The sequence below is a fragment of the Halomonas sp. YLGW01 genome (genome assembly GCF_014840935.1).
GTDB lineage: Bacteria > Pseudomonadota > Gammaproteobacteria > Pseudomonadales > Halomonadaceae > Onishia.
Window position 1 is genome coordinate 337,037 of record NZ_CP062005.1, and the last position, 21,209, is coordinate 358,245.

Consider the following 21,209-nt stretch of genomic DNA (forward strand, 5'->3'; position numbering starts at 1 on the left):
ATGATTTTAAACTGAAGAGTTTGATCATGGCTCAGATTGAACGCTGGCGGCAGGCCTAACACATGCAAGTCGAGCGGAAACGATCCTAGCTTGCTAGGAGGCGTCGAGCGGCGGACGGGTGAGTAATGCATAGGAATCTGCCCGGTAGTGGGGGATAACTTGGGGAAACTCAAGCTAATACCGCATACGCCCCAAGGGGGAAAGCAGGGGATCTTCGGACCTTGCGCTATCGGATGAGCCTATGTCGGATTAGTTAGTTGGTGAGGTAATGGCTCACCAAGACCGCGATCCGTAGCTGGTCTGAGAGGATGATCAGCCACACTGGGACTGAGACACGGCCCAGACTCCTACGGGAGGCAGCAGTGGGGAATATTGGACAATGGGCGAAAGCCTGATCCAGCCATGCCGCGTGTGTGAAGAAGGCCTTCGGGTTGTAAAGCACTTTCAGCGAGGAAGAAGGCCTGACGGTTAATACCTGTCAGGAAGGACATCACTCGCAGAAGAAGCACCGGCTAACTCCGTGCCAGCAGCCGCGGTAATACGGAGGGTGCAAGCGTTAATCGGAATTACTGGGCGTAAAGCGCGCGTAGGTGGCTTGATAAGCCGGTTGTGAAAGCCCCGGGCTCAACCTGGGAACTGCATCCGGAACTGTCAGGCTAGAGTGCAGGAGAGGAAGGTAGAATTCCCGGTGTAGCGGTGAAATGCGTAGAGATCGGGAGGAATACCAGTGGCGAAGGCGGCCTTCTGGACTGACACTGACACTGAGGTGCGAAAGCGTGGGTAGCAAACAGGATTAGATACCCTGGTAGTCCACGCCGTAAACGATGTCGACTAGCCGTTGGGAGCCTCGAGTTCTTAGTGGCGCAGTTAACGCAATAAGTCGACCGCCTGGGGAGTACGGCCGCAAGGTTAAAACTCAAATGAATTGACGGGGGCCCGCACAAGCGGTGGAGCATGTGGTTTAATTCGATGCAACGCGAAGAACCTTACCTACTCTTGACATCGTGCGAACTTTCCAGAGATGGATTGGTGCCTTCGGGAACGCACAGACAGGTGCTGCATGGCTGTCGTCAGCTCGTGTTGTGAAATGTTGGGTTAAGTCCCGTAACGAGCGCAACCCCTATCCTTATTTGCCAGCGAGTAATGTCGGGAACTCTAAGGAGACTGCCGGTGACAAACCGGAGGAAGGTGGGGATGACGTCAAGTCATCATGGCCCTTACGAGTAGGGCTACACACGTGCTACAATGGCAGGTACAAAGGGTCGCAAGACGGCGACGTGGAGCTAATCCCATAAAGCCTGCCTCAGTCCGGATCGGAGTCTGCAACTCGACTCCGTGAAGTCGGAATCGCTAGTAATCGTGAATCAGAATGTCACGGTGAATACGTTCCCGGGCCTTGTACACACCGCCCGTCACACCATGGGAGTGGACTGCACCAGAAGTGGTTAGCTTAACCTTCGGGGGAGCGATCACCACGGTGTGGTTCATGACTGGGGTGAAGTCGTAACAAGGTAGCCGTAGGGGAACCTGCGGCTGGATCACCTCCTTAATCGACGACTTGCCTCTTCTCGGCAAGTGTCCACAATGAATTATCTGATCGGCCAGAGCATAAGACTGTTTGGGTCGCGGACCCAGTGGTTAGTAAGCCGGGTCTGTAGCTCAGTTGGTTAGAGCGCACCCCTGATAAGGGTGAGGTCGGCAGTTCGAGTCTGCCCAGACCCACCAATGTTTACTTGTCAGAGGGGCCTTAGCTCAGCTGGGAGAGCGCCTGCCTTGCACGCAGGAGGTCAGCGGTTCGATCCCGCTAGGCTCCACCATCCCAACACAGTCACCTGTGAGTCCACAGTCACAAGCCTATCATCACAAATGATGATGTCGGGTTTGTGACTGTCGGTTCGACAGTCGCTCTTTAACAATATGAATCATGCTGACAAACGTTTCTTCCGAGAGGAAGAGACACGAGATACGTCTCAAGCGTATCCGGCAATTGTCGTGACGTCATCGCGGACCAGACCCTTTCGGGTTATATGGTCAAGCGATGAAGCGCATACGGTGGATGCCTAGGCAGTCAGAGGCGATGAAAGACGTGGAAGCCTGCGATAAGGTTCGGCGAGGTGGCAAACAACCTGCGACCCGGACATTTCTGAATGGGGAAACCCACCCAAGGTAACTTGGGTATCCCACACTGAATACATAGGTGTTGGGAGGCGAACCAGGGGAACTGAAACATCTAAGTACCCTGAGGAAAAGAAATCAACCGAGATTCCCCTAGTAGCGGCGAGCGAACGGGGACCAGCCCTTAAGCACCATGACTGATAGACGAAGTGGTTGGGAAACCACGCGATACAGGGTGATAGCCCCGTAGTCGAAATCTGATTGGTGTGAAATCGAGTAGGTCGGGGCACGAGAAACCTTGACTGAAGACGGGGGGACCATCCTCCAAGGCTAAATACTCCTGACTGACCGATAGTGAACCAGTACCGTGAGGGAAAGGCGAAAAGAACCCCGGAGAGGGGAGTGAAATAGATCCTGAAACCGTATGCGTACAAGCAGTGGGAGCAGACTTGTTCTGTGACCGCGTACCTTTTGTATAATGGGTCAGCGACTTATTTTCAGTGGCGAGCTTAACCGTATAGGGGAGGCGTAGGGAAACCGAGTCTTAACTGGGCGACCAGTCGCTGGAAATAGACCCGAAACCGGGCGATCTATCCATGGGCAGGTTGAAGATTGAGTAACATCAATTGGAGGACCGAACTCAAGTATGTTGAAAAATGCTGAGATGACCTGTGGATCGGAGTGAAAGGCTAATCAAGCCCGGAGATAGCTGGTTCTCCTCGAAAGCTATTTAGGTAGCGCCTCACGTATCACCGCCGGGGGTAGAGCACTGTTTCGGCTAGGGGGTCATCCCGACTTACCAACCCGAGGCAAACTCCGAATACCGGTGAGTGCAGCGTGGGAGACACACAGCGGGTGCTAACGTCCGTTGTGAAAAGGGAAACAACCCAGACCGTCAGCTAAGGTCCCCAAATCCTGGTTAAGTGGGAAACGATGTGGGAAGGCTCAGACAGCTAGGAGGTTGGCTTAGAAGCAGCCATCCTTTAAAGAAAGCGTAATAGCTCACTAGTCGAGTCGGCCTGCGCGGAAGATGTAACGGGGCTAAACCAGGTACCGAAGCTACGGGTTCGTCGAATGACGAGCGGTAGAGGAGCGTCGTGTAAGCCAATGAAGGTGTGTTGAGAAGCATGCTGGAGGTATCACGAGTGCGAATGCTGACATGAGTAACGACAAGGGGAGTGAAAAACTCCCCCGCCGGAAGACCAAGGGTTTCTGTTCGACGCTAATCGGAGCAGAGTGAGTCGGCCCCTAAGGCGAGGCCGAAAGGCGTAGTCGATGGGAAACGGGTCAATATTCCCGTACTTCACAGTATTGCGATGGGGGGACGAAGAAGGCTAGGTGAGCCAGGCGTTGGTTGTCCTGGTGAAAGTCAGTAGGCTGGGGGATCAGGTAAATCCGGTACCCTAAGGCCGAGAGACGAGACGAACAGACTACGGTCTGGAAGTCATCGATGCCACGCTTCCAGGAAAAGCCTCTAAGCTTCAGATACTGTGGAACCGTACCCCAAACCGACACAGGTGGTCAGGTAGAGAATACCAAGGCGCTTGAGAGAACTCGGGTGAAGGAACTAGGCAAAATGGTGCCGTAACTTCGGGAGAAGGCACGCCGCATTAACGTGATGGGACTCGCTCCCTAAGCGTGAAGCGGTCGAAGATACCAGGTGGCTGCAACTGTTTATTAAAAACACAGCACTCTGCCAACGCGTAAGCGGACGTATAGGGTGTGACGCCTGCCCGGTGCCGGAAGGTTAATTGATGGTGTTAGCTTCGGCGAAGCTCCTGATCGAAGCCCCGGTAAACGGCGGCCGTAACTATAACGGTCCTAAGGTAGCGAAATTCCTTGTCGGGTAAGTTCCGACCTGCACGAATGGCGTAATGATGGCCACGCTGTCTCCACCCGAGACTCAGTGAAATTGAAATCGCAGTGAAGATGCTGTGTACCCGCGGCTAGACGGAAAGACCCCGTGAACCTTTACTATAGCTTCACACTGGACGCTGATGTTGCTTGTGTAGGATAGCTGGGAGGCTTGGAAACTGTGGCGCTAGCTGCAGTGGAGCCAACCTTGAAATACCAGCCTGGCATCATTGGCGTTCTAACTCCGGTCCGTTATCCGGATCGAGGACAGTGTGTGGTGGGTAGTTTGACTGGGGCGGTCTCCTCCCAAAGAGTAACGGAGGAGCACGAAGGTACCCTCAGCACGGTTGGAAATCGTGCAGTGAGTGCAAGAGCATAAGGGTGCTTAACTGCGAGACAGACACGTCGAGCAGGTACGAAAGTAGGTTCTAGTGATCCGGTGGTTCTGTATGGAAGGGCCATCGCTCAACGGATAAAAGGTACTCCGGGGATAACAGGCTGATACCGCCCAAGAGTTCACATCGACGGCGGTGTTTGGCACCTCGATGTCGGCTCATCACATCCTGGGGCTGAAGTCGGTCCCAAGGGTATGGCTGTTCGCCATTTAAAGTGGTACGCGAGCTGGGTTTAGAACGTCGTGAGACAGTTCGGTCCCTATCTGCCGTGGGCGTTGGAAGTTTGAGAAGTGCTGCTCCTAGTACGAGAGGACCGGAGTGGACGCACCTCTGGTGTTCCGGTTGTCACGCCAGTGGCATTGCCGGGTAGCTAAGTGCGGACGGGATAACCGCTGAAAGCATCTAAGCGGGAAGCCCCCTTCAAGATGAGACTTCCCCGAGGCGTAAGCCTCCTGAAGGGCCCAGCGAGACGAGCTGGTTGATAGGCACGGTGTGGAAGCGCTGCAAGGCGTTGAGCTAACGTGTACTAATTGCCCGTGAGGCTTGACCATATAACCCCAAGGGGTCTGCGCATGACGCGCAACAATTGACGGATACGCGAGACGCATCTCGTCAGCATGACTTCATATTGCGATGAGCCGCCACGGCGACTCATCAACCCGTTTCGCCTGACGACCATAGCGAGCGTGAACCACCCGATCCCATGCCGAACTCGGAAGTGAAACCGCTTAGCGCCGATGGTAGTGTGGAGCTTCTCCATGCGAGAGTAGGTCATCGTCAGGCACTTATCCCGAGAAAACCCCGGTCTCTCAGAGGCCGGGGTTTTTTCATGTCTGGACGGTCGACAACGCTCCTCCAGACCGCCCGCCCAGCAGGGCGCCGAGGCGCCGCCGTGGTGCCCTGCCCAGACTTTGCCCGATCTTCCTTCTGAGCCCCGGCCGCTGACGCGGCCGGGGTTTTGTGCCCCGATCTTTTCTCCTGGTGGCCTTTCCTCTGACCTCGCGCCCGCATGCCGCGAGATGTCCGGTAAAAAAACGCCCCGGTTGCCTAGCAACCGGGGCGATGTCATTCGGGCATGCTGGGCGGCGCAGTCAGCGCGTGACTGCGCCGGCCGGTCAGCGGACCAGGGCTTCCATGACCTCGATCAGGCTATTCATTTCGTCTTCGGTGCCAATGGAGATGCGCATGAAGTCGCGCAGCGCCTCGGTGTTGAAGTGACGCACCAGAATGCTGCGCTCGCGCAGCCTGACGAATAGCTGGGCGGCGTCATGGTCGGGGTGGTGGACCAGTAGGAAGTTGGTCTGGGAGGGCAGGACCTCGAAGCCGAGATAGGTGAGGCGGCGACGGGTGCGCTCGCGGGTGGTGATCACCTGTTCGCGGCGGGCCTCGAAGTAGGCCTTGTCCTCGAGGGCAGCGACGCCGACGGCACTGGCCAGGCTGTCGACCGGATAGGAGTTGAAGGAGTTCTTGATCCGCTCGAGGCCTTCGATCAGTTCTTGTGAGCCGATGGCATAACCGAGGCGCAGGCCGGCGAGGCTCCTCGATTTCGAGAAGGTGCCGGTCACCAGCAGGTTGGGATAGTGCTTGACCAGGGGCACGGCGCTCTCGCCGCCGAAATCCACATAGGCCTCGTCGACCAGCACCACGCACTCGGTGACGCGTTCGAGCAGGGCGGCGATGGCGTCGCGGCCATGGCCATGGCCGGTCGGGGCGTTAGGGTTGGCGAAGATGATGCCGCCGCTCTGCGCGTCGAAGGCCTCCAACGGCACCTGCCATTCATCGCCCAGCGCCACGGTGCGGGATTCGATGCCATACAGGCGGCAGTACACCGGGTAGAAGCTGTAGCTGATGGCCGGCATCGACAGCGGCAGGGGCTGGCGGAAGAAGGCCTGGAAGGCCAGGGCGAGCACCTCGTCGGAACCATTGCCGACGAACACCTGCTCGACCTCGACGCCGTGTTCCTGCGCCAGTGCCTCGCGCAGGGCGCGAGAGTCCGGATCCGGGTAGAGGCGCAGATGATCGACCGAGTAGTCGCGCAGCACCTGCTCGACGCCAGGCGCCGGCGGATAGGGATTCTCGTTGGTGTTCAACTTGATCAGGCGCTCGCGCGGCTGCTCACCCGGGGTATAGGGCGTCAGGTCGCTGACGCCGGGGCTCCAGAACTTGCTCATGGGCACTCGCATTCAAGGGAGGGGATGGGACTTTGGTCATGGTGACGCGCCTGACGGCCCTTCGCAAGCGGCGGCCATGCTAGTGTGGCAGGACTAATTCAGGAGCTCACGATGATTGCGCAGATCCTCGCCACCCTACTGCCGGTCTTTCTGATCGCCGGCTGCGGTACCCTCTATGGACGCTATCGCAGCCCCGACATCCGCGGCCTGAACACCCTCAACATGGAGCTGTTCGTGCCCATGCTGGTGTTCGCCGTGCTGGCCGACCAGCAGGCGCCGCTACAGGATTATGCCTCCCTGGCCCTGTCTGCCGCGGTGGTGGTGCTGGGCTCGGGCCTGGTGCTATGGCCACTGGCGCGCTGGCTGAAGCTCGATCTGAAGACCTTCCTGCCGCCGATGATGTTCAACAACTCGGGCAACATGGGGATTCCGCTGATCGTGCTGGCCTTCGGTGAGGAGGCCCTGCCTGCCGCTGTGGTGCTGTTCATCGTCGAGATGCTGCTGCATTTCTCGGTGGGGCTCTACATGCTGAGCCCGCATACTCCCTTGTGGCGGCTGCTGCGCATGCCCATCGTGCTGGCGAGTCTCGCCGGCCTGGCCTTCAACCTCGGCGGGGTGCCCCTGCCGGGATGGCTGCTCGAGGCTCTGGACATGCTCGGCGGGGTCTGCATCCCGTTGATGCTGTTCGCCCTTGGCGTGCGCATGCTCGATATCGACTTCAGCGACTGGAAGACCGGGGTGCTGGGCGCCGTGCTGTGTCCACTCAGCGGCCTGGTGCTGGCGGCACCGATGATCGTCTGGCTCGAGCTTTCCGGTCTGCAGGCGGCGAGCCTGTGGGTGTTCGCCGCGCTCCCCCCGGCGGTGCTCAACTACCTGGTCGCCGAGCAGTATCGCCAGGAGCCCCACAAGGTCGCGTCGCTCGTGCTGATCGGCAACCTGGGCAGCCTCATCGTGATGCCGATCGTGCTCGGCCTGGTGTTCAGCTACCAGATGGTCATCCCGGCAGGCGCCGGCTAGGGCGATTCAGCGCTCCAGCCGCGTGAGCTGCCGCTCCAGCTTGCCCATGGTGTTCAGCAGGTCGCGATACTCCCCGGCGGAGAGCGTGGCCACCAGCTCGGCCTCCCAGGCATGTGCCTGGGGGATCAGTTCGCCAAGCAGTGCTTCGCCCTCCTTGGTCAGGTGCAGGTAGTGCAGCCGCTGATCCTGCGCCGCTTGAGTGCGCCGAATCAGCGCCCTGCCTTCCAGCGCGCGAATGGCGCGCGACACCTTGGCCTTGTCCATGCGGGTATGCTCACCGACCTGCTTGGCGGTGAGCTCCTCGCGGTGGCTGAGCCAGGCCAGCACCCGCCACTCGGCGATGGTGATCCCGAACCGCTCGCCGTAGATCCGCGACAGCGCCTGACTGATGCGATCCGCCAGGCTGTTCAGCCGGTAGGGCAGGAACTGCTGAAGATCGAGCTCGGGCCGCTCATCGCGGGGCGCGGAGTCGTCGGGCGCTGGTTCGTGGAGCGCTGGGTCTTGAAGCACAGGGTCAATCGAGCGAGAGGGCATGGCCTGTCTCCTGGCGTGCGGTGGCAGATAGTGGAGGGACGCGTCGTGCGAGGGCGCACAAAGCACTCTCACGGTGCTTATGTGGCCCTCGGGCCGCCATTATGCGTCATCCGGACTGGGAGGCGGAATGCATCAACTGCAACGATCTCCCGGCGGGCTCGTCAAGCCGAGAGGGGCGGTCATTGTACGACCTTGGTGGGTATTGAGCGCTATGCCGGGCTGTGCTTTCATTTGATCACATAGTTTCAAGTGAAACCAGTTGTCCGCTTGCCGGGTCTGGGATGTCCCCTCCAGCGCGACAGTGATAACAAGATCACCACGAGGCCAGGAGCATGTCCGCGTCAACCAGTGAGCTTTCCTATCAGAGCGGTTTTCGTAACCACTTCTCAAGCGAGGCTCTGCCCGGGGCGCTGCCAAAGGGGCAGAACTCTCCCCAGCGTTGCCCCTATGGTCTCTATGCCGAGCAGCTGACCGGCTCAGCCTTTACCTCTCCGCGCCATCAGAACCTGAGAAGCTGGTTGTATCGCATCCGGCCTTCGGTTTCGCAGGGCGCCTATCGTCGCTTGCCGGAGGGCGGCGTCGCCACCGCGCCACTGGCCGGACGCGCCGATCCCAACCCGATGCGCTGGGATCCGCTGCCGCTGCCCGAGGCGCCCACCGACTTCGTCGATGGCCTCAAGACTCTCGCCGCCAACGGCGATGCCGCCACCCAGGCCGGCTGCGGCGTGCATCTCTATGCCTGCAACCGCGACATGACCGGGCGCTTCTTCTACGACGCCGACGGCGAACTCTTGATCGTGCCCCAGCTGGGGGGCCTGATGCTGCGCACTGAGCTCGGCGTGCTCGAGGTCTTGCCCGGCGAGATCGCGGTCATTCCCCGTGGCATCAAGTTCCAGGTGCGTCTCGGCGCCAGTAACGCTGGGGCACGGGGCTATGTCTGCGAAAACTATGGAAGCCCCCTGGAGCTGCCTGGCCTCGGGCCCATCGGCGCTAATGGCCTGGCCAACCCGCGGGACTTCCTGACTCCGGTGGCCGCCTTCGAAGAGCTCTCGGGCGAGATCGAGCTGGTGGCCAAGTTCGGCGGTGGCCTCTGGGCGACCCGGTTGACTCATTCGCCGCTGGACGTGGTGGCCTGGCATGGCAACTACGCGCCCTACAAGTACGACTTGGCGCGCTTCAACACCGTCAACTCGGTGAGCTTCGATCATCCGGACCCGTCGATCTTCACCGTGCTGACCTCGGTCTCGGATACCCCGGGCATGGCCAACCTCGATTTCGTGATCTTCCCGCCGCGCTGGATGGTCGCCGAAGACACCTTCCGCCCGCCGTACTTCCATCGCAACCTGATGAGCGAGTTCATGGGCCTGATCGAGGGCATCTACGACGCCAAGGCGGAGGGCTTCTCCCCCGGCGGTGCCAGTCTTCACAACTGCATGACGCCCCATGGCCCGGACGCCGCGACCTTCGAGGCCGCCAGCGCGGCCGAGCTTTCCCCGCAGTATCAGGGCGAGACCCTGGCCTTCATGTTCGAGAGCCGCTACGTCTTCCAGCCGACCGAGACGGCACTTGCCGCCGACTTCCGCCAGCGGGACTACGTCGACGTCTGGAAGGGCCTCGGCTCTCATTTTGACCCGGCGGGGCACTTCGATCCGACCGTGCCGTGAAGCGGCCCCGACATCTGATACCGAGACGCAACACGCTACCTTCATCACAGGACCTTTCTCATGAAACTTGCCACCATGAACTCGGGCCGCGACGGCGAACTGGTCGTGGTCTCGCGGGATCTCTCCCGCGCCGTACGCGCCACCGACATCGCGCCGACCCTGCAGCAGGCCCTCGAGGCCTGGGATACCCTCGCCCCGCGCCTCGAGGCGCGCTACGCCGCCCTCAACGACGGCACCGCCGAGGGCGCCTTCGCACTCGAGGCGGCCACGCTGCATTCGCCGCTGCCGCGGACCTATCACTGGGCCGATGGCTCCGCCTACCTCAACCACGTGCAGCTGGTGCGACGGGCCCGTGGCGCCGAGATGCCCGAGACCTTCTGGACCGACCCGCTGATGTATCAGGGCGGTGGCGACCGTTTCCTGGCGCCGACCGAGGACATCGAGGCGATCAGCGAGGAGCACGGCATCGACTTCGAAGGCGAGATCGCGGTGATCACCGACGACGTGCCCATGGCGGTGACTCCGGAGGCCGCCGCAGGCCACATCAGGCTGATCATGCTGGTCAATGACGTCAGCCTCCGTGGCCTGATCCCGGGCGAGCTGGCCAAGGGGTTCGGCTTCTTCCAGGCCAAGCCGGCGTCGAGCTTCTCGCCGATCGCCGTGACCCCGGACGAGCTGGGCGATGCCTGGCATGACGGCCGCGTGCACCTGCCGCTCACCGTGCACCTCAACGGCGAGAAGTTTGGCGAGCCCGAGGCCGGGCCGGACATGGTCTTCGGCTTCCCTGAGCTCGTCGCCCACGCCGCTCGCACCCGCCACCTCGGCGCCGGTGCGGTGATCGGCTCCGGTACCGTCTCCAACCCGGACGCCGACGGCGGCCCGGGCAAGCCGATCAATGAAGGCGGTGTCGGCTACAGCTGCCTGGCCGAGGTGCGCATGGTCGAGAAGATCCTCCATGACGAGGTGAAGACGCCCTTCCTGCGCTTCGGCGATCGGGTACGCATCGAGATGTTCAACCGCGCCGGCCAGAGCATCTTCGGCGCCATCGACCAGCAGGTGGTGAAGTACTCGCCGCAGCGGGCGGGATGACCCGGGGAGGACGACACCATGACGCTTCACGGCTATTACCGCTCCTCGGCGGCCTATCGGGTACGCATCGCCCTGAATCTCAAGGGGCTCGACTACGATCAAGTGCCGGTCAACCTGGCCGCCGGTGCGCAGTGCGAGGAGGGCTTTCGCGCCCTCAACCCCCAGGGGCTGGTGCCGGTGCTCGAGACCGACGACGGCGAGCGGCTGACGCAGTCGCTTTCGATCTGCGAGTACCTCGACGAGCGCTATCCTGCGTTGCCTGCCCTGCTGCCGGCGGATGTCGCCGGCCGCGCCCGGGTGCGCGGGCTCGCCCAGCTGGTGGCCAGCGAGATGCATCCGCTCAACAACCTGCGGGTGCTCAAGTACCTGGTCGGCGAGCTCAAGCTCGATGAAGCGGCCAAGCTCGCCTGGTATCGCCACTGGGTCGCGGAAGGCTTCACGGCGCTGGAGGCCATGCTCGAAAGCGAGCAGACAGGGCGGTGCTGTCATGGTGATACCCCGACCCTTGCCGATATCTGCCTGGTGCCTCAGGTCTATAATGCCGAGCGCTTCGACTGCGACCTGTCCGCCTATCCGTGCCTGCGCGCCATCGCCGAGCATTGTCGTGGTCTGCCGGCCTTCGCGCAGGCGAGTCCCGAGCGCCAGGCCGATGCGCGCTGAGGCGGACAGGTGCTCGCCGATCGTGACGCTTGAGGGGTCGCGTGACTGTCCGTCGACGCCACTTGACGTTATGCTGTGAGGCATCCGCCGCCGTTGCGGCGCGTGTCTCACAGCGAGGAGAATTACATGCAGATCAGGACGCTGCTGGCCGGGACCTTCATGCTCGCCTCCCTGGCGGGCTGTGCCACCGGTCAGATGGATCAGACCGGCGGGGACGTTGTCGACGAGGTGGCGCACTATGAGGGCACCCTGCCGTGCCGCAACTGCGCCGGCATCGATATCGACGTCGAGCTCAACGGCACCGAGGAAGGGCAGGCCGCCGAGCGCACCTTCACCCTGGATGCCAGCTATCGCGAGCATCCGCAGAACCCGCCGGACGAGAACTACGCCGGCCAGTGGAGCGTGCTCACCGGGACTCCGGTGGATCCGGAAGCTACGGTCTACGAGCTGACGCCCCAGGGCGAGGGACAGATCTACTACTTCCTCAAGCTCGATGCGGATACTCTGGAGCTGATCGACCCCCAGCGTCGTCGCTTCCAGAACCGCGACATGCTCAAGCTGCAGCGCCAGACCGCCAGCCAGTGAGTCCGGCGGCGGCAACGGCATGACTGGAGGCGGCCCGCGGGCCGCCTCCTTGCGTTGGGGCAGGGACGGCGGGCGTCGCATCCCGCGCCCCGGCTGGTAGAATGGGCCTTTTCATCGGTGGAGCCTGGCATGGCCAAAGCGAAGAGCGCCTTCGTCTGCGCCGAGTGCGGTGCGGAATATCGCAAGTGGCAGGGCCAGTGCACCAGCTGTCGCGAGTGGAACACCCTGAGCGAGGTGCGCCTGGCCCCGCCCCGCCCCGGTGCCGCGCCTAGCGCAAGCGGTGGGCGCAGCGGCTACGCGGGCGGCGTCTCCCGAGACGTCACCGATCTGTCCGCGGTGGATCTCACCGAGGTGCCGCGCCTGTCGTCGACCTTCGGCGAGTTTGATCGGGTGCTGGGCGGCGGTCTGGTGCCGGGCTCGGCGGTGCTGCTGGGTGGCCACCCCGGTGCCGGCAAGTCGACCCTGCTGCTGCAGACCGCCTGCAAGCTGGCGCAGGAGCGCCCCTCGCTGTACGTCACCGGCGAGGAGTCGCTGTCCCAGGTGGCGATGCGCGCCCACCGCCTGCAGCTGCCGACTCAAGGTCTCAAGATGCTCGCCGAGACCAGCGTCGAGACGATACTCGGCGTCGCCGAACGCGAGCGTCCCGAGGTGCTGATCATCGACTCCATCCAGACCATGCACCTCGAGGACATCGCCTCGGCCCCCGGCGGCGTGGCCCAGGTGCGCGAGTCTGCGGCGGCGCTGACCCGCTTCGCCAAGCAGTCCAACACCGTGCTGTTGCTGGTCGGCCACGTCACCAAGGACGGCAGCCTGGCCGGACCCAAGGTGCTCGAGCACATGATCGACGCTTCCTTGCTGCTCGAGGGCGGCGCCGACTCGCGCTTTCGTACCCTGCGCGGCCAGAAGAACCGCTTCGGCGCGGTCAACGAGCTCGGTGTCTTCGCCATGCTCGAGCACGGCATGAAGGAGGTGAAGAACCCCAGCGCCATCTTCCTCTCGCGCAGCGAGGAGCAGGCCTCCGGCAGCCTGGTGATGGTGGTCTGGGAGGGCACCCGGCCGATCCTGGTCGAGGTGCAGGCACTGCTCGACGACTCGCCGCTTGGTAACCCGCGACGCATCGCCGTGGGCCTCGACGGCAACCGCCTGTCGATGCTGCTGGCGGTACTGCACAAGCACGGCGGGCTCTTCACCGGCGATCAGGATGTCTTCCTCAACGTGGTCGGCGGGGTCAAGGTGCTGGAGACCAGTGCCGATCTGGCGGTGCTGCTGGCGGTGGTCTCGAGCCTGCAGAACCGCTCGCTGCCCCGGGAGCTGGTGGTGTTCGGCGAGGTGGGGCTGTCCGGCGAGATTCGCCCGGTGCCCAGCGGCCAGGAGCGTATCGTCGAGGCCGCCAAGCACGGCTTCACCCGGGCCATCGTGCCCCGCGGTAACGCCCCCAAGACCTCGCCCGCCGGCATGGAGGTGGTCGCCGTGGACAAGCTGGCCGATGCCCTCGAGGCGCTGTGATGTCACGGGGCCGGCATAAGCGGCCAAGGATGCGACACAGGACAATGTATTCGCCTTCAGCAAGGAGATCGTGATGAGTGCGATTCGTCTGACCCAATACAGCCAGGGTGCGGGTGGCGGCCAGGTTGCCCCCGATGTGCTCGATGGCATCCTCGCCAAGGCCGCCCCCGGCGCCGGTCATGCGCGCCCGATCATCGGCCACCAGGGGCGCGAGGACGCCGCCGTCTACGATCTGGGCGACGGGCGCGGCATGATCGCCACTACCGACTTCTTCGCCCCGATCGTCGATGATCCCTTCGACTTCGGCCGCATCGCCGCCATCAGTGCCATCAGCGACGTCTACGCCATGGGCGGGACCCCGGTGATGGCGCTCGGTATCCTCGGCTGGCCGCTTGCCAAGCTCGATGCCCATATCGCCGGCGACGTGGTGGCCGGCGCCCAGGCGGTGTGCCGCGAGCACGGCCTGGCCCTGGCCGGCGGGCATTCGATCGACTCCCCGGAGCCGATCTTCGGTCTCGCCGTCAACGGCCTGGTCGATCTCGAGCACCTGACCCGCAACAAGGGCGTCGAGGTCGGCGATCTCTTGTACCTGACCAAGCCGCTGGGCGTGGGCCTGCTGACCACCGCCGAGCAGCAGGGACTGATTCGTCCCGGTCATCAGGGGCTGGCGCGGGAGACCATGCTCGCCTCCAACCGCAGCGGCACCGATTTCGCCCGCATCAAGGGCCTGCATGCCATGACCGATATCACCGGCTTGGGCCTTGCCGGCCACCTGAGCGAGGTCTGCGAGGCCAGCGGCGTGGCCGCGAGGCTCGACTTCCGGCGCCTGCCGCGGCTCGCCGAGGCCGAGCACTATCGGCGCCAGGGCGCCGTGCCCCGGGGCACCCGGCGCAACCGGGAGGCGCTCGGCGAGCGGCTGCCTGAGATGGACGAGGCCCACTGGCAGTGGCTCTGCGATCCCCAGACCTCCGGCGGCCTGCTGCTTGCCGTGCATCCCTCCTGGGCCGACGACGTCGAGCGCGTCGGTCGTGCCCATGGCCTGAGCCTCGCCCCCTGCGGCGAGATCATCGCCGCTCACGGAACCGCCCGCCTCGAGGTGACCGGATGACCCTGCCCCAGATCGACCCCAGCCTGGACCTGCTGCGCGATGGCCGCCGGCTGATCGACGTGCGCGCGCCGGTGGAGTTCGCCCAGGGCGGCCTGCCCGGTGCCGTCAATCTGCCGCTGATGGACGACGAGGAGCGTCACCGGGTCGGCATCGCCTACGCACAGCAGGGCCAGGACGCGGCCATTGCGCTGGGCCAGCGGCTGGTCGCCGGGGGCATCAAGCGCGCCCGGCTGAGCGCCTGGCAGCAGGAACTGGAGCGGCACCCGGACGCCGTCCTCTACTGTTTCCGCGGCGGCCTGCGCTCCGAGACCGCCCAGCAGTGGCTATGGGACTCGGGCTTCGAGCGCCCGCGCATTCGCGGTGGCTGGAAGGCCATGCGCAAGCTGATCTGCGACCATGTCGACGGTGCCAGCGAGCGCCCGATGCTGGTGGTCAGCGGGCTGACCGGCTCGGCCAAGACGCCGCTGATCAATGCCCTCGATCAGGGCCTCGATCTCGAGGGCTGTGCTCGCCACAAGGGCTCGGCCTTCGGCCGCCATCCGCTGCCGGCGCCCAGCCAGATCGACTTCGAGCACGCCATGGGCATGGGCCTGCTGAACCTGGAGCATCCCGAGGGGCCGACGGTGGTCGAGGACGAATCGCGCCACATCGGCGCTGCCAACGTGCCGTTGATCTTCTGGCGTGGCATGGAGAAGGCGCCGCGGGTGCGCGTCGAGATGCCGCTGGACTGGCGGCTGGCGCAGATCCGCAAGGACTACATCGACGATCTGTGGACCCTGTACCAGCGCCAGTACGGTGACTGGCTGGGCTGGACGCTGATGCGCAAGCAGCTCACCACGGCGCTGGGCCGGCTCAGGAAGCGCCTGGGCCTTGCGCGCCTGGAACGCCTGCAGCGGCTGCAGACGCTGGCCTTTCGCGAGCACGAGCGGGGCAATCGCCAGGCCCACGAGGCCTGGCTAGGGCCGCTGCTCACCGAATATTATGATCCGCTGTATCGTCACCAGCTCGAGAAGCACCCCCACACCTTCCTGCATGTGGGGGACTGGGAGAGCTGCCTTGAGTTCGCCAGGGACTGGTCAGCGGGCCACGCTGCGTAGCCACTGCACCAGCAGCCGGTCGAGCAGGGCCGCCTGGCGATCGAGGCGTCGAGCGTCGGCGAGGATCGCCTCCGGGGCCTGCACGTGAGGGCCGGCGAGCGCCGGGGCGCCGTTCTTCCGCGCCGCGAGATGCGTGAGAAGCGCCGACAGGCTCTCCTCGGTGGCCTCCAGGTGACACTGCAGGGCCACCACCCGGCCCCAGTCCCAGGCGAAGCCCTGCTGTGGGCTCGCCGCGCTGCCGCCCAGCGGCAGGGCATCGTCGGGCAGCCCGACGATGTCCCGGTGCCAGCTGAAGGCCTCGAAGGTCTCGGGCAGGTCGAAGGGGCTCTCCGGGGCGAGCGTGATGTGCTGCCAGCCGAGGGTGGACGAGGTGCCGCGGGAGACGATGGCGCCCAGGCTCTCGGCGATCAGCCTCGCCCCCAGGCCGACGCCGAGGACCGGCTTGCCGCTCTTCAGCGCCCGGGCCAGCAGCTTCTTCTCGCGGCCAAGCCAGGGCTGAGACGCGGTATCATCCACCGCCAGATCGGCGTCGAGCAGTATCAGGCCGTCGCAGTCCTCGAGGCGCGGCGGCGTTTCGTCGGCATAGAGATGGCAGGTGTTGTGGCTGTGGCCCATGCTGTCCAGCCAGTCGGCGAAGCGGGCCGGGCCCAGGCCTTCGGCCTGCTGAAGAAAGTAGGTATGCATGTTGCCATGATGACCGGGCCGGGACGGGGGCGTCCAGCGCCGACGAGGCCGATAAGCGCCTTACCGGCGCGAGATAGCACTGGGCCTCGGGTCAGGGCATCGATACAGCGGACGAGGAGGGCGCCATGGCCAATAGCGCCGTGCTGGAACAGATCTATACCATCGTCGCCCAGATTCCGGAGGGGCGCGTCACCACCTACGGCCGGGTGGCCCAGATGACCGAGGGCGCCACCGCGCGCATGGTCGGCGGCGCCATGCGCCACCTGCCGACGGGGCATGGGCTGCCCTGGCACCGGGTGATCAACGCCACCCGGCGCGTCACCGACCACGGCGGCGCCGAACGCCAGCGGGAGAAGCTGCGCGGCGAGGGTGTGGTGTTCGATGCCCGGGGCCGGGTACCGGCCGATCTGCTCTGGCCCTGAGAGGCGCCGGGATTGCCCCGCCGCTGCCGTCTTCCCTTCACGATTCCCAGGAGATCCCATGACTCAGTCCACCGGCGGCTTCAATGCTCGCCTGAAACAGCTCGATGCCCGCCGTCGCCTGGCCTTCATGGCCGCCCTCGGCGAGCGTCTGATGCCGAACTATGCCCTCTATGCGGATCACGCCGAGGTGGGCGACCCGGCGGCCCTGCGCGGCATCCTGGCCTTGGTCTGGGAGTACCTGACGGTGAAGGGCGCCAAGATCGATTTCGATCGTCAGGCCGAGAAGCTCGCCGAGCTGGAACCGCCGGCCGAGGACGATAGTTTCGGTGCGCGGCGCGCCCTGGAGGCGGTGATGGCGGTCTCGGCGATGCTCGATACCCTGCGCGGCGAGGCGCCCGAGGCGGTACTGGAAGTCAGCCGCGCCTCGCTCAGCGGTGTGCGCGCCTTCATCGAGATGAGCGAGGGCGAAGAGGACGAGGCGCGGCTGGCCGCGCAGATCCGCGAGCATGAGCTGATGGCGGACGAGCGGGACTTTCAGGATGCGGTACTGGAAGCGGTCGAGGAAGACGTGCTGGATCGTGACGCCCTCAAGGCGCTCAGGCGCCTGGGGCGCAACGGCGGCGTGAGCAACCTGGGGCTGACTCTGGACTAGGCCTGGACCTTGTCCTGACCCCGGGCGGCCCCTGTGCCGTATCAGCGGCCGGGGCCTAGAAACGCACCCCGGCGGTGAGCATGGCACCGGCGGTACCGAACAGCAGCAGGTCGCCCTCGAGGCGGCCAAAGCGTGCCCCGAGAGTGGGCAGGATCGCCGGCGCCACCCCCGTGCTGTTGTAGTCGATCTTGTCCTGGTTCTCGCCGTCATAGCCCCGCAGCGCCCCGGCGGTGAGCTTGGCGCGCACCTCGAACTCCTGGCCAGGCTGCCAGAGCGGAAATTCGCGGCCGGCATAGAAGTACCAGATCGGCTGGTCGAAGGAATTCTTCAGCCAGGCGGTGCCGGCGAGCCAGCGGGTGGGGTTGTGCAGCTCGAGGCCGATCAGGTGCTGCCGGTCGTTGTAGGCCTCGTCGCCGTCCTCGTTGGTCGAGTAATGCGTGGTCCACAGGCTGGTCTGCGCCAGGCCGTGATCGTAGGTCCAGAAGTCGCTGGCCTGGCCCGGTGAAGCGGCCAGCAGGGCCGTCAGCAGCGCCAGGCCCGAGGCCCAGGGCAGGGCGCCCGGGCGCCGGCCGGCGAGGGGGGGAAGGGACATCAGGGCCTCAGAGCCGCATCTCGATGCCGCGGTCGGCCATGTAGCGCTTGGCATCGGGGATGCTGTACTCGCCGAAGTGGAAGATGCTGGCGGCCAGCACCGCATCGGCGTGGCCCTCGGTCACGCCGGCGACCAGGTGGTCGAGGTTGCCGACGCCGCCGGAGGCGATCACCGGCACGCTGACCGCGTCACTGATGGCACGGGTCAGCTCGTTGTCGAAGCCGATCTTGGTGCCGTCCCGGTCCATGCTGGTCAGCAGCAGCTCGCCGGCGCCCAGCTCGACCATCTTCTGCGCCCATTCCACCGCATCCAGGCCGGTATGCTTGCGCCCGCCATGGGTGAAGATGTCCCAGCGCGGCGTCTCGCCCTCGGCGGAGACCCGCTTGGCGTCGATGGCCACCACGATGCATTGGCTGCCGAAGCGCTGAGTCGCCTCGAAGACGAACTCCGGGTTGGTCACCGCCGCGGTGTTGATCGACACCTTGTCGGCGCCGGCGTTGAGCATGGTGCGGATGTCCTCGCAGGTGCGAATGCCGCCGCCCACGGTCAGCGGGATGAACACCTCGCCGGCGATGCGCTCGACCATCTCGACGGTGGTACCGCGGTCTTCATGGCTGGCGGTGATGTCGAGAAAGGTGATCTCGTCGGCGCCCTGCTGGTTGTAGCGCTTGGCGATCTCCACCGGGTCGCCGGCATCGCGGATGCCGACGAAATTGACGCCCTTCACCACGCGACCGGCGTCGACGTCGAGACAGGGGATGATGCGTTTGGCGAGTCCCATGAATCAGTCCTCCACTTAGTGGTCGGTGGCGGCAGCGCCGCTGAGTTCGTCGCACAGGCGCTGGGCCTCGGCGAGGTCCAGGCTGCCCTCATAGATGGCGCGGCCGGTGATGGCGCCGAGGATGCCGTCATCGGCGACCCTGGCCAGCGCCCGCAGGTCCTCGAGGTCGGTGACCCCGCCGGAGGCGATCACCGGCAGGCCGCCGTGACGAGCCAGCTCGGCGGTGGCCTCGACGTTGACGCCCTGCATCATGCCGTCACGGGCGATGTCGGTGTAGACGATCGAAGACACGCCATCATCGGCGAAGCGCTTGGCCAGATCGGTGGCCTTGACGGTGGAGACCTCGGCCCAGCCATCGGTGGCCACGAAGCCGTCGCGAGCATCCAGGCCGACGATCACGTGGCCCGGGAAGGCACGGCACATCTCGGTGACGAAGGCCGGTTCCTTGACCGCCTTGGTGCCGATGATCACATGCGACACCCCGGCGTCCAGGTAGTGCTCGATGGTCGCCGCGCTGCGGATGCCGCCGCCGATCTGGATCGGCAGGTCCGGGTAGGCGCGGGCGATGGCGGTGACCGCCTCGCCGTTGACCGGCTCGCCCTCGAAGGCGCCGTTGAGGTCGACCAGGTGCAGGCGGCGGGCGCCGGCCTCGACCCAGCGCGCCGCCATGGCCACCGGGTCATCGCCATAGGTGGTGGAGTCGTCCATCCGGCCCTGCTTCAGGCGGACGCACTTGCCGTCCTTGAGATCGATGGCGGGAATTACCAGCATGTCGTGTCCTCGTGGGCGCCCTCGGGGCGCAAGATTCGTGTCGGGGCGTAAGGGAGCGAGCGGCGTCCGGTCGGTACCGGGTGGCCCGGGCGCCGTCGGGCGTCGCCTCGGGTCAGGGCGACCACTGCACGAAGTTCTCGAGCAGGCGCAGGCCCGCCGCCGAGCTCTTCTCCGGGTGGAACTGGGTGGCGAACACCGGGCCGCGGCCCACGGCCACATGGGCGGTGACGCCGCCGTACTCGGTGGTCCCGAAGACATCGGCATCCTCGGCGGCATCGACGTAGTAGCTGTGCACGAAATAGAGGCGCTCGCCGTCCTCGATACCGTCCCACAGCGGGTGGTCATGATGCTGGGACACCCGGTTCCAGCCCATGTGCGGCACCTTCAGGCGCGCGCCGTCGGCATCGACCAGGTCGGCGGGGAAGCGCCGCACGCGGCCCGGCAGGTGGCCAAGGCAGGCCACGCCGCCGTTCTCCTCGCTCTCGTCGAGCAGCATCTGCTGGCCGACGCAGATGCCCAGCAGCGGTTTGTCGCCGTTGGCCAGCAGCTCCTGCACCAGGCCCTTGACCTCGCTGCGTTCCAGCTCGCCCATGCAGTCGCGGATCGCGCCCTGGCCGGGCAGCACCAGCCGGGTGGCGCCACGAATACGGCGGGCATCGCGAGTCACCACCACGTTCTCGTGGGTGACGTGCTCCAGCGCCTTGGCGACGCTGTGCAAATTGCCCATTCCATAATCGATGACGGCAATGGTCATGCTGCGCTCCTTGTCTAATGAATGGCCGAGTGGGTGACCGCGTGAGTGCCCTGACGGCCTGAGAGGCGAAGAGGGGTCATGATGCCATCATGACGGCTCAGAGGCTGCCCTTGGTGGACGGCATCTGGCCGGCCATGCGCGGATCCTCGGCGCTGGCCATGCGCAGCGCGCGGCCGAAGGCCTTGAAGATGGTCTCGGCCTGATGGTGGGCGTTGAAGCCCTTCAGGTTGTCGATGTGCAGGGTCACCTGGGCGTGATTGACGAAGCCCTGGAAGAATTCCCAGAACAGCTGGGTGTCCAGCGAGCCAAGGCTCGCGCGGGTGAACTCGACGTTCATGAACAGACCCGGGCGGCCGGAGAAGTCTACCACGACCCGGGACAGCGCCTCGTCCAGAGGCACATAGGCGTGGCCATAGCGGTAGATGCCCCGCTTGTCGCCGATGGCCTGGGCGAAGGCCTGGCCCAGGGTGATGCCGAGATCCTCGACGGTGTGGTGCGCATCGATATGCAGATCGCCCACGGCCTTGATGTCCAGGTCGATCAGCCCGTGGCGCGCCACCTGGTCGAGCATGTGATCGAGAAAGGGCACGCCGGTCTCGCAGGTAAGCTCACCCTTGCCATCGAGGTTCACGCTTACCGTGATCTGCGTTTCCTTGGTGTCGCGGGAAACCGTGGCGGTACGCTGGGTCATGATGGCTTTACTCCTGCGCTGAGCGCATTGCGATGTAACGCCGTCGCGGGGCAGAGCGACGGGGGTC

18 protein-coding genes, 2 tRNA genes and 3 rRNA genes are annotated in these 21,209 nt (G+C 64.5%); 15 read left to right on the forward strand and 8 right to left on the reverse strand.

Annotated elements, in window-relative coordinates:
- Window positions 1–8 precede the first annotated feature (8 nt).
- From IEJ03_RS01655 to rrf, 5 genes are all read left to right on the forward strand, one after another.
- Window positions 9–1,549, forward strand: a 16S ribosomal RNA gene (locus tag IEJ03_RS01655).
- A gap of 99 nt (window positions 1,550–1,648) precedes the next feature.
- A tRNA-Ile gene (locus IEJ03_RS01660) sits at window positions 1,649–1,725 on the forward strand.
- Between the two features lie 16 nt (window positions 1,726–1,741).
- A tRNA-Ala gene (locus IEJ03_RS01665) sits at window positions 1,742–1,817 on the forward strand.
- Window positions 1,818–2,029: 212 nt separating this feature from the next.
- A 23S ribosomal RNA gene (locus IEJ03_RS01670) occupies window positions 2,030–4,915 on the forward strand.
- Window positions 4,916–5,031: 116 nt separating this feature from the next.
- A 5S ribosomal RNA gene (rrf, locus tag IEJ03_RS01675) occupies window positions 5,032–5,147 on the forward strand.
- Together the 16S, 23S and 5S rRNA genes with 2 tRNA genes alongside form the textbook arrangement of a ribosomal RNA operon.
- 332 nt (window positions 5,148–5,479) lie before the next feature.
- Here the strand turns inward: rrf and hisC are convergent.
- Complete coding sequence (gene hisC, locus IEJ03_RS01680) at window positions 5,480–6,535, reverse strand: histidinol-phosphate transaminase (RefSeq protein WP_192036006.1); 1,056 nt, start codon at window positions 6,533–6,535, stop codon at window positions 5,480–5,482.
- A gap of 111 nt (window positions 6,536–6,646) precedes the next feature.
- Here hisC and IEJ03_RS01685 point away from each other — a divergent pair, with 111 nt between their 5' ends.
- Window positions 6,647–7,552, forward strand: coding sequence for an AEC family transporter (locus tag IEJ03_RS01685; protein WP_192036007.1), 906 nt, complete (start codon window positions 6,647–6,649; stop codon window positions 7,550–7,552).
- A gap of 6 nt (window positions 7,553–7,558) precedes the next feature.
- Here the strand turns inward: IEJ03_RS01685 and IEJ03_RS01690 are convergent, their stop codons facing one another.
- A complete protein-coding gene (locus IEJ03_RS01690; RefSeq protein ID WP_192036008.1) occupies window positions 7,559–8,086 on the reverse strand; it encodes a MarR family transcriptional regulator in 528 nt (175 codons plus the stop codon).
- Between the two features lie 332 nt (window positions 8,087–8,418).
- Between IEJ03_RS01690 and hmgA the strand changes: the two genes are divergently transcribed.
- From hmgA to mnmH, 7 genes are all read left to right on the forward strand, one after another.
- Window positions 8,419–9,750, forward strand: coding sequence for a homogentisate 1,2-dioxygenase (gene hmgA / locus IEJ03_RS01695; protein WP_192036009.1), 1,332 nt, complete (start codon window positions 8,419–8,421; stop codon window positions 9,748–9,750).
- 60 nt (window positions 9,751–9,810) lie between these two features.
- The gene (locus IEJ03_RS01700) at window positions 9,811–10,839 is read left to right on the forward strand and encodes a fumarylacetoacetate hydrolase family protein (RefSeq protein WP_192036010.1); all 1,029 of its coding nucleotides are present in this window, start codon (window positions 9,811–9,813) and stop codon (window positions 10,837–10,839) included.
- Between the two features lie 18 nt (window positions 10,840–10,857).
- Window positions 10,858–11,499: a maleylacetoacetate isomerase gene (maiA, locus tag IEJ03_RS01705; RefSeq protein WP_192036011.1), complete on the forward strand. Its 642-nt coding sequence runs from the start codon at window positions 10,858–10,860 to the stop codon at window positions 11,497–11,499.
- Window positions 11,500–11,625: 126 nt separating this feature from the next.
- Window positions 11,626–12,084 (forward strand): copper resistance protein NlpE N-terminal domain-containing protein, encoded by a 459-nt coding sequence (locus IEJ03_RS01710; RefSeq protein WP_192036012.1) that lies wholly within the window; start codon window positions 11,626–11,628, stop codon window positions 12,082–12,084.
- A 129-nt stretch (window positions 12,085–12,213) separates the two neighbouring features.
- Entirely contained in the window at window positions 12,214–13,590 is a 1,377-nt protein-coding gene (radA, locus tag IEJ03_RS01715; protein WP_192036013.1) for a DNA repair protein RadA, read from the forward strand.
- Between the two features lie 73 nt (window positions 13,591–13,663).
- Complete coding sequence (selD, locus tag IEJ03_RS01720; RefSeq protein WP_192036014.1) at window positions 13,664–14,698, forward strand: selenide, water dikinase SelD; 1,035 nt, start codon at window positions 13,664–13,666, stop codon at window positions 14,696–14,698.
- Window positions 14,695–15,795 carry a tRNA 2-selenouridine(34) synthase MnmH gene (gene mnmH, locus IEJ03_RS01725; protein ID WP_192036015.1) on the forward strand — a complete coding sequence of 367 codons (1,101 nt, stop codon included), beginning with the start codon at window positions 14,695–14,697 and terminating at the stop codon, window positions 15,793–15,795. Before selD ends, mnmH begins: the two co-directional genes overlap by 4 nt.
- Here the strand turns inward: mnmH and IEJ03_RS01730 are convergent.
- Window positions 15,775–16,479, reverse strand: a complete 705-nt coding sequence (locus tag IEJ03_RS01730) for a type 1 glutamine amidotransferase (protein ID WP_192036016.1) — start codon at window positions 16,477–16,479, stop codon at window positions 15,775–15,777. The two genes, mnmH and IEJ03_RS01730, sit on opposite strands and share 21 nt — an antisense overlap.
- 125 nt (window positions 16,480–16,604) lie before the next feature.
- On the opposite strand from IEJ03_RS01730, the gene IEJ03_RS01735 reads away from it, so the two are divergent.
- Complete coding sequence (locus tag IEJ03_RS01735; RefSeq protein WP_192036017.1) at window positions 16,605–16,901, forward strand: MGMT family protein; 297 nt, start codon at window positions 16,605–16,607, stop codon at window positions 16,899–16,901.
- A gap of 58 nt (window positions 16,902–16,959) precedes the next feature.
- A complete protein-coding gene (locus tag IEJ03_RS01740) occupies window positions 16,960–17,553 on the forward strand; it encodes a YjaG family protein (protein WP_192036018.1) in 594 nt (197 codons plus the stop codon).
- Window positions 17,554–17,608: 55 nt separating this feature from the next.
- Here the strand turns inward: IEJ03_RS01740 and IEJ03_RS01745 are convergent, their stop codons facing one another.
- The 5 genes from IEJ03_RS01745 to hisB form a co-directional block, all read right to left on the reverse strand.
- Window positions 17,609–18,145, reverse strand: coding sequence for a hypothetical protein (locus tag IEJ03_RS01745; protein WP_192036019.1), 537 nt, complete (start codon window positions 18,143–18,145; stop codon window positions 17,609–17,611).
- Window positions 18,146–18,152: 7 nt separating this feature from the next.
- Window positions 18,153–18,926, reverse strand: a complete 774-nt coding sequence (gene hisF, locus IEJ03_RS01750; protein ID WP_192036020.1) for an imidazole glycerol phosphate synthase subunit HisF — start codon at window positions 18,924–18,926, stop codon at window positions 18,153–18,155.
- Between the two features lie 15 nt (window positions 18,927–18,941).
- Window positions 18,942–19,697, reverse strand: coding sequence for a 1-(5-phosphoribosyl)-5-[(5-phosphoribosylamino)methylideneamino]imidazole-4-carboxamide isomerase (gene hisA / locus IEJ03_RS01755; RefSeq protein WP_192036021.1), 756 nt, complete (start codon window positions 19,695–19,697; stop codon window positions 18,942–18,944).
- Window positions 19,698–19,809: 112 nt separating this feature from the next.
- Window positions 19,810–20,451, reverse strand: coding sequence for an imidazole glycerol phosphate synthase subunit HisH (gene hisH / locus IEJ03_RS01760; protein WP_192036022.1), 642 nt, complete (start codon window positions 20,449–20,451; stop codon window positions 19,810–19,812).
- 97 nt (window positions 20,452–20,548) lie between these two features.
- On the reverse strand, window positions 20,549–21,142 hold the full coding sequence (hisB, locus tag IEJ03_RS01765; RefSeq protein WP_192036023.1) for an imidazoleglycerol-phosphate dehydratase HisB: 594 nt from the start codon (window positions 21,140–21,142) through the stop codon (window positions 20,549–20,551).
- Window positions 21,143–21,209 lie beyond the last annotated feature (67 nt).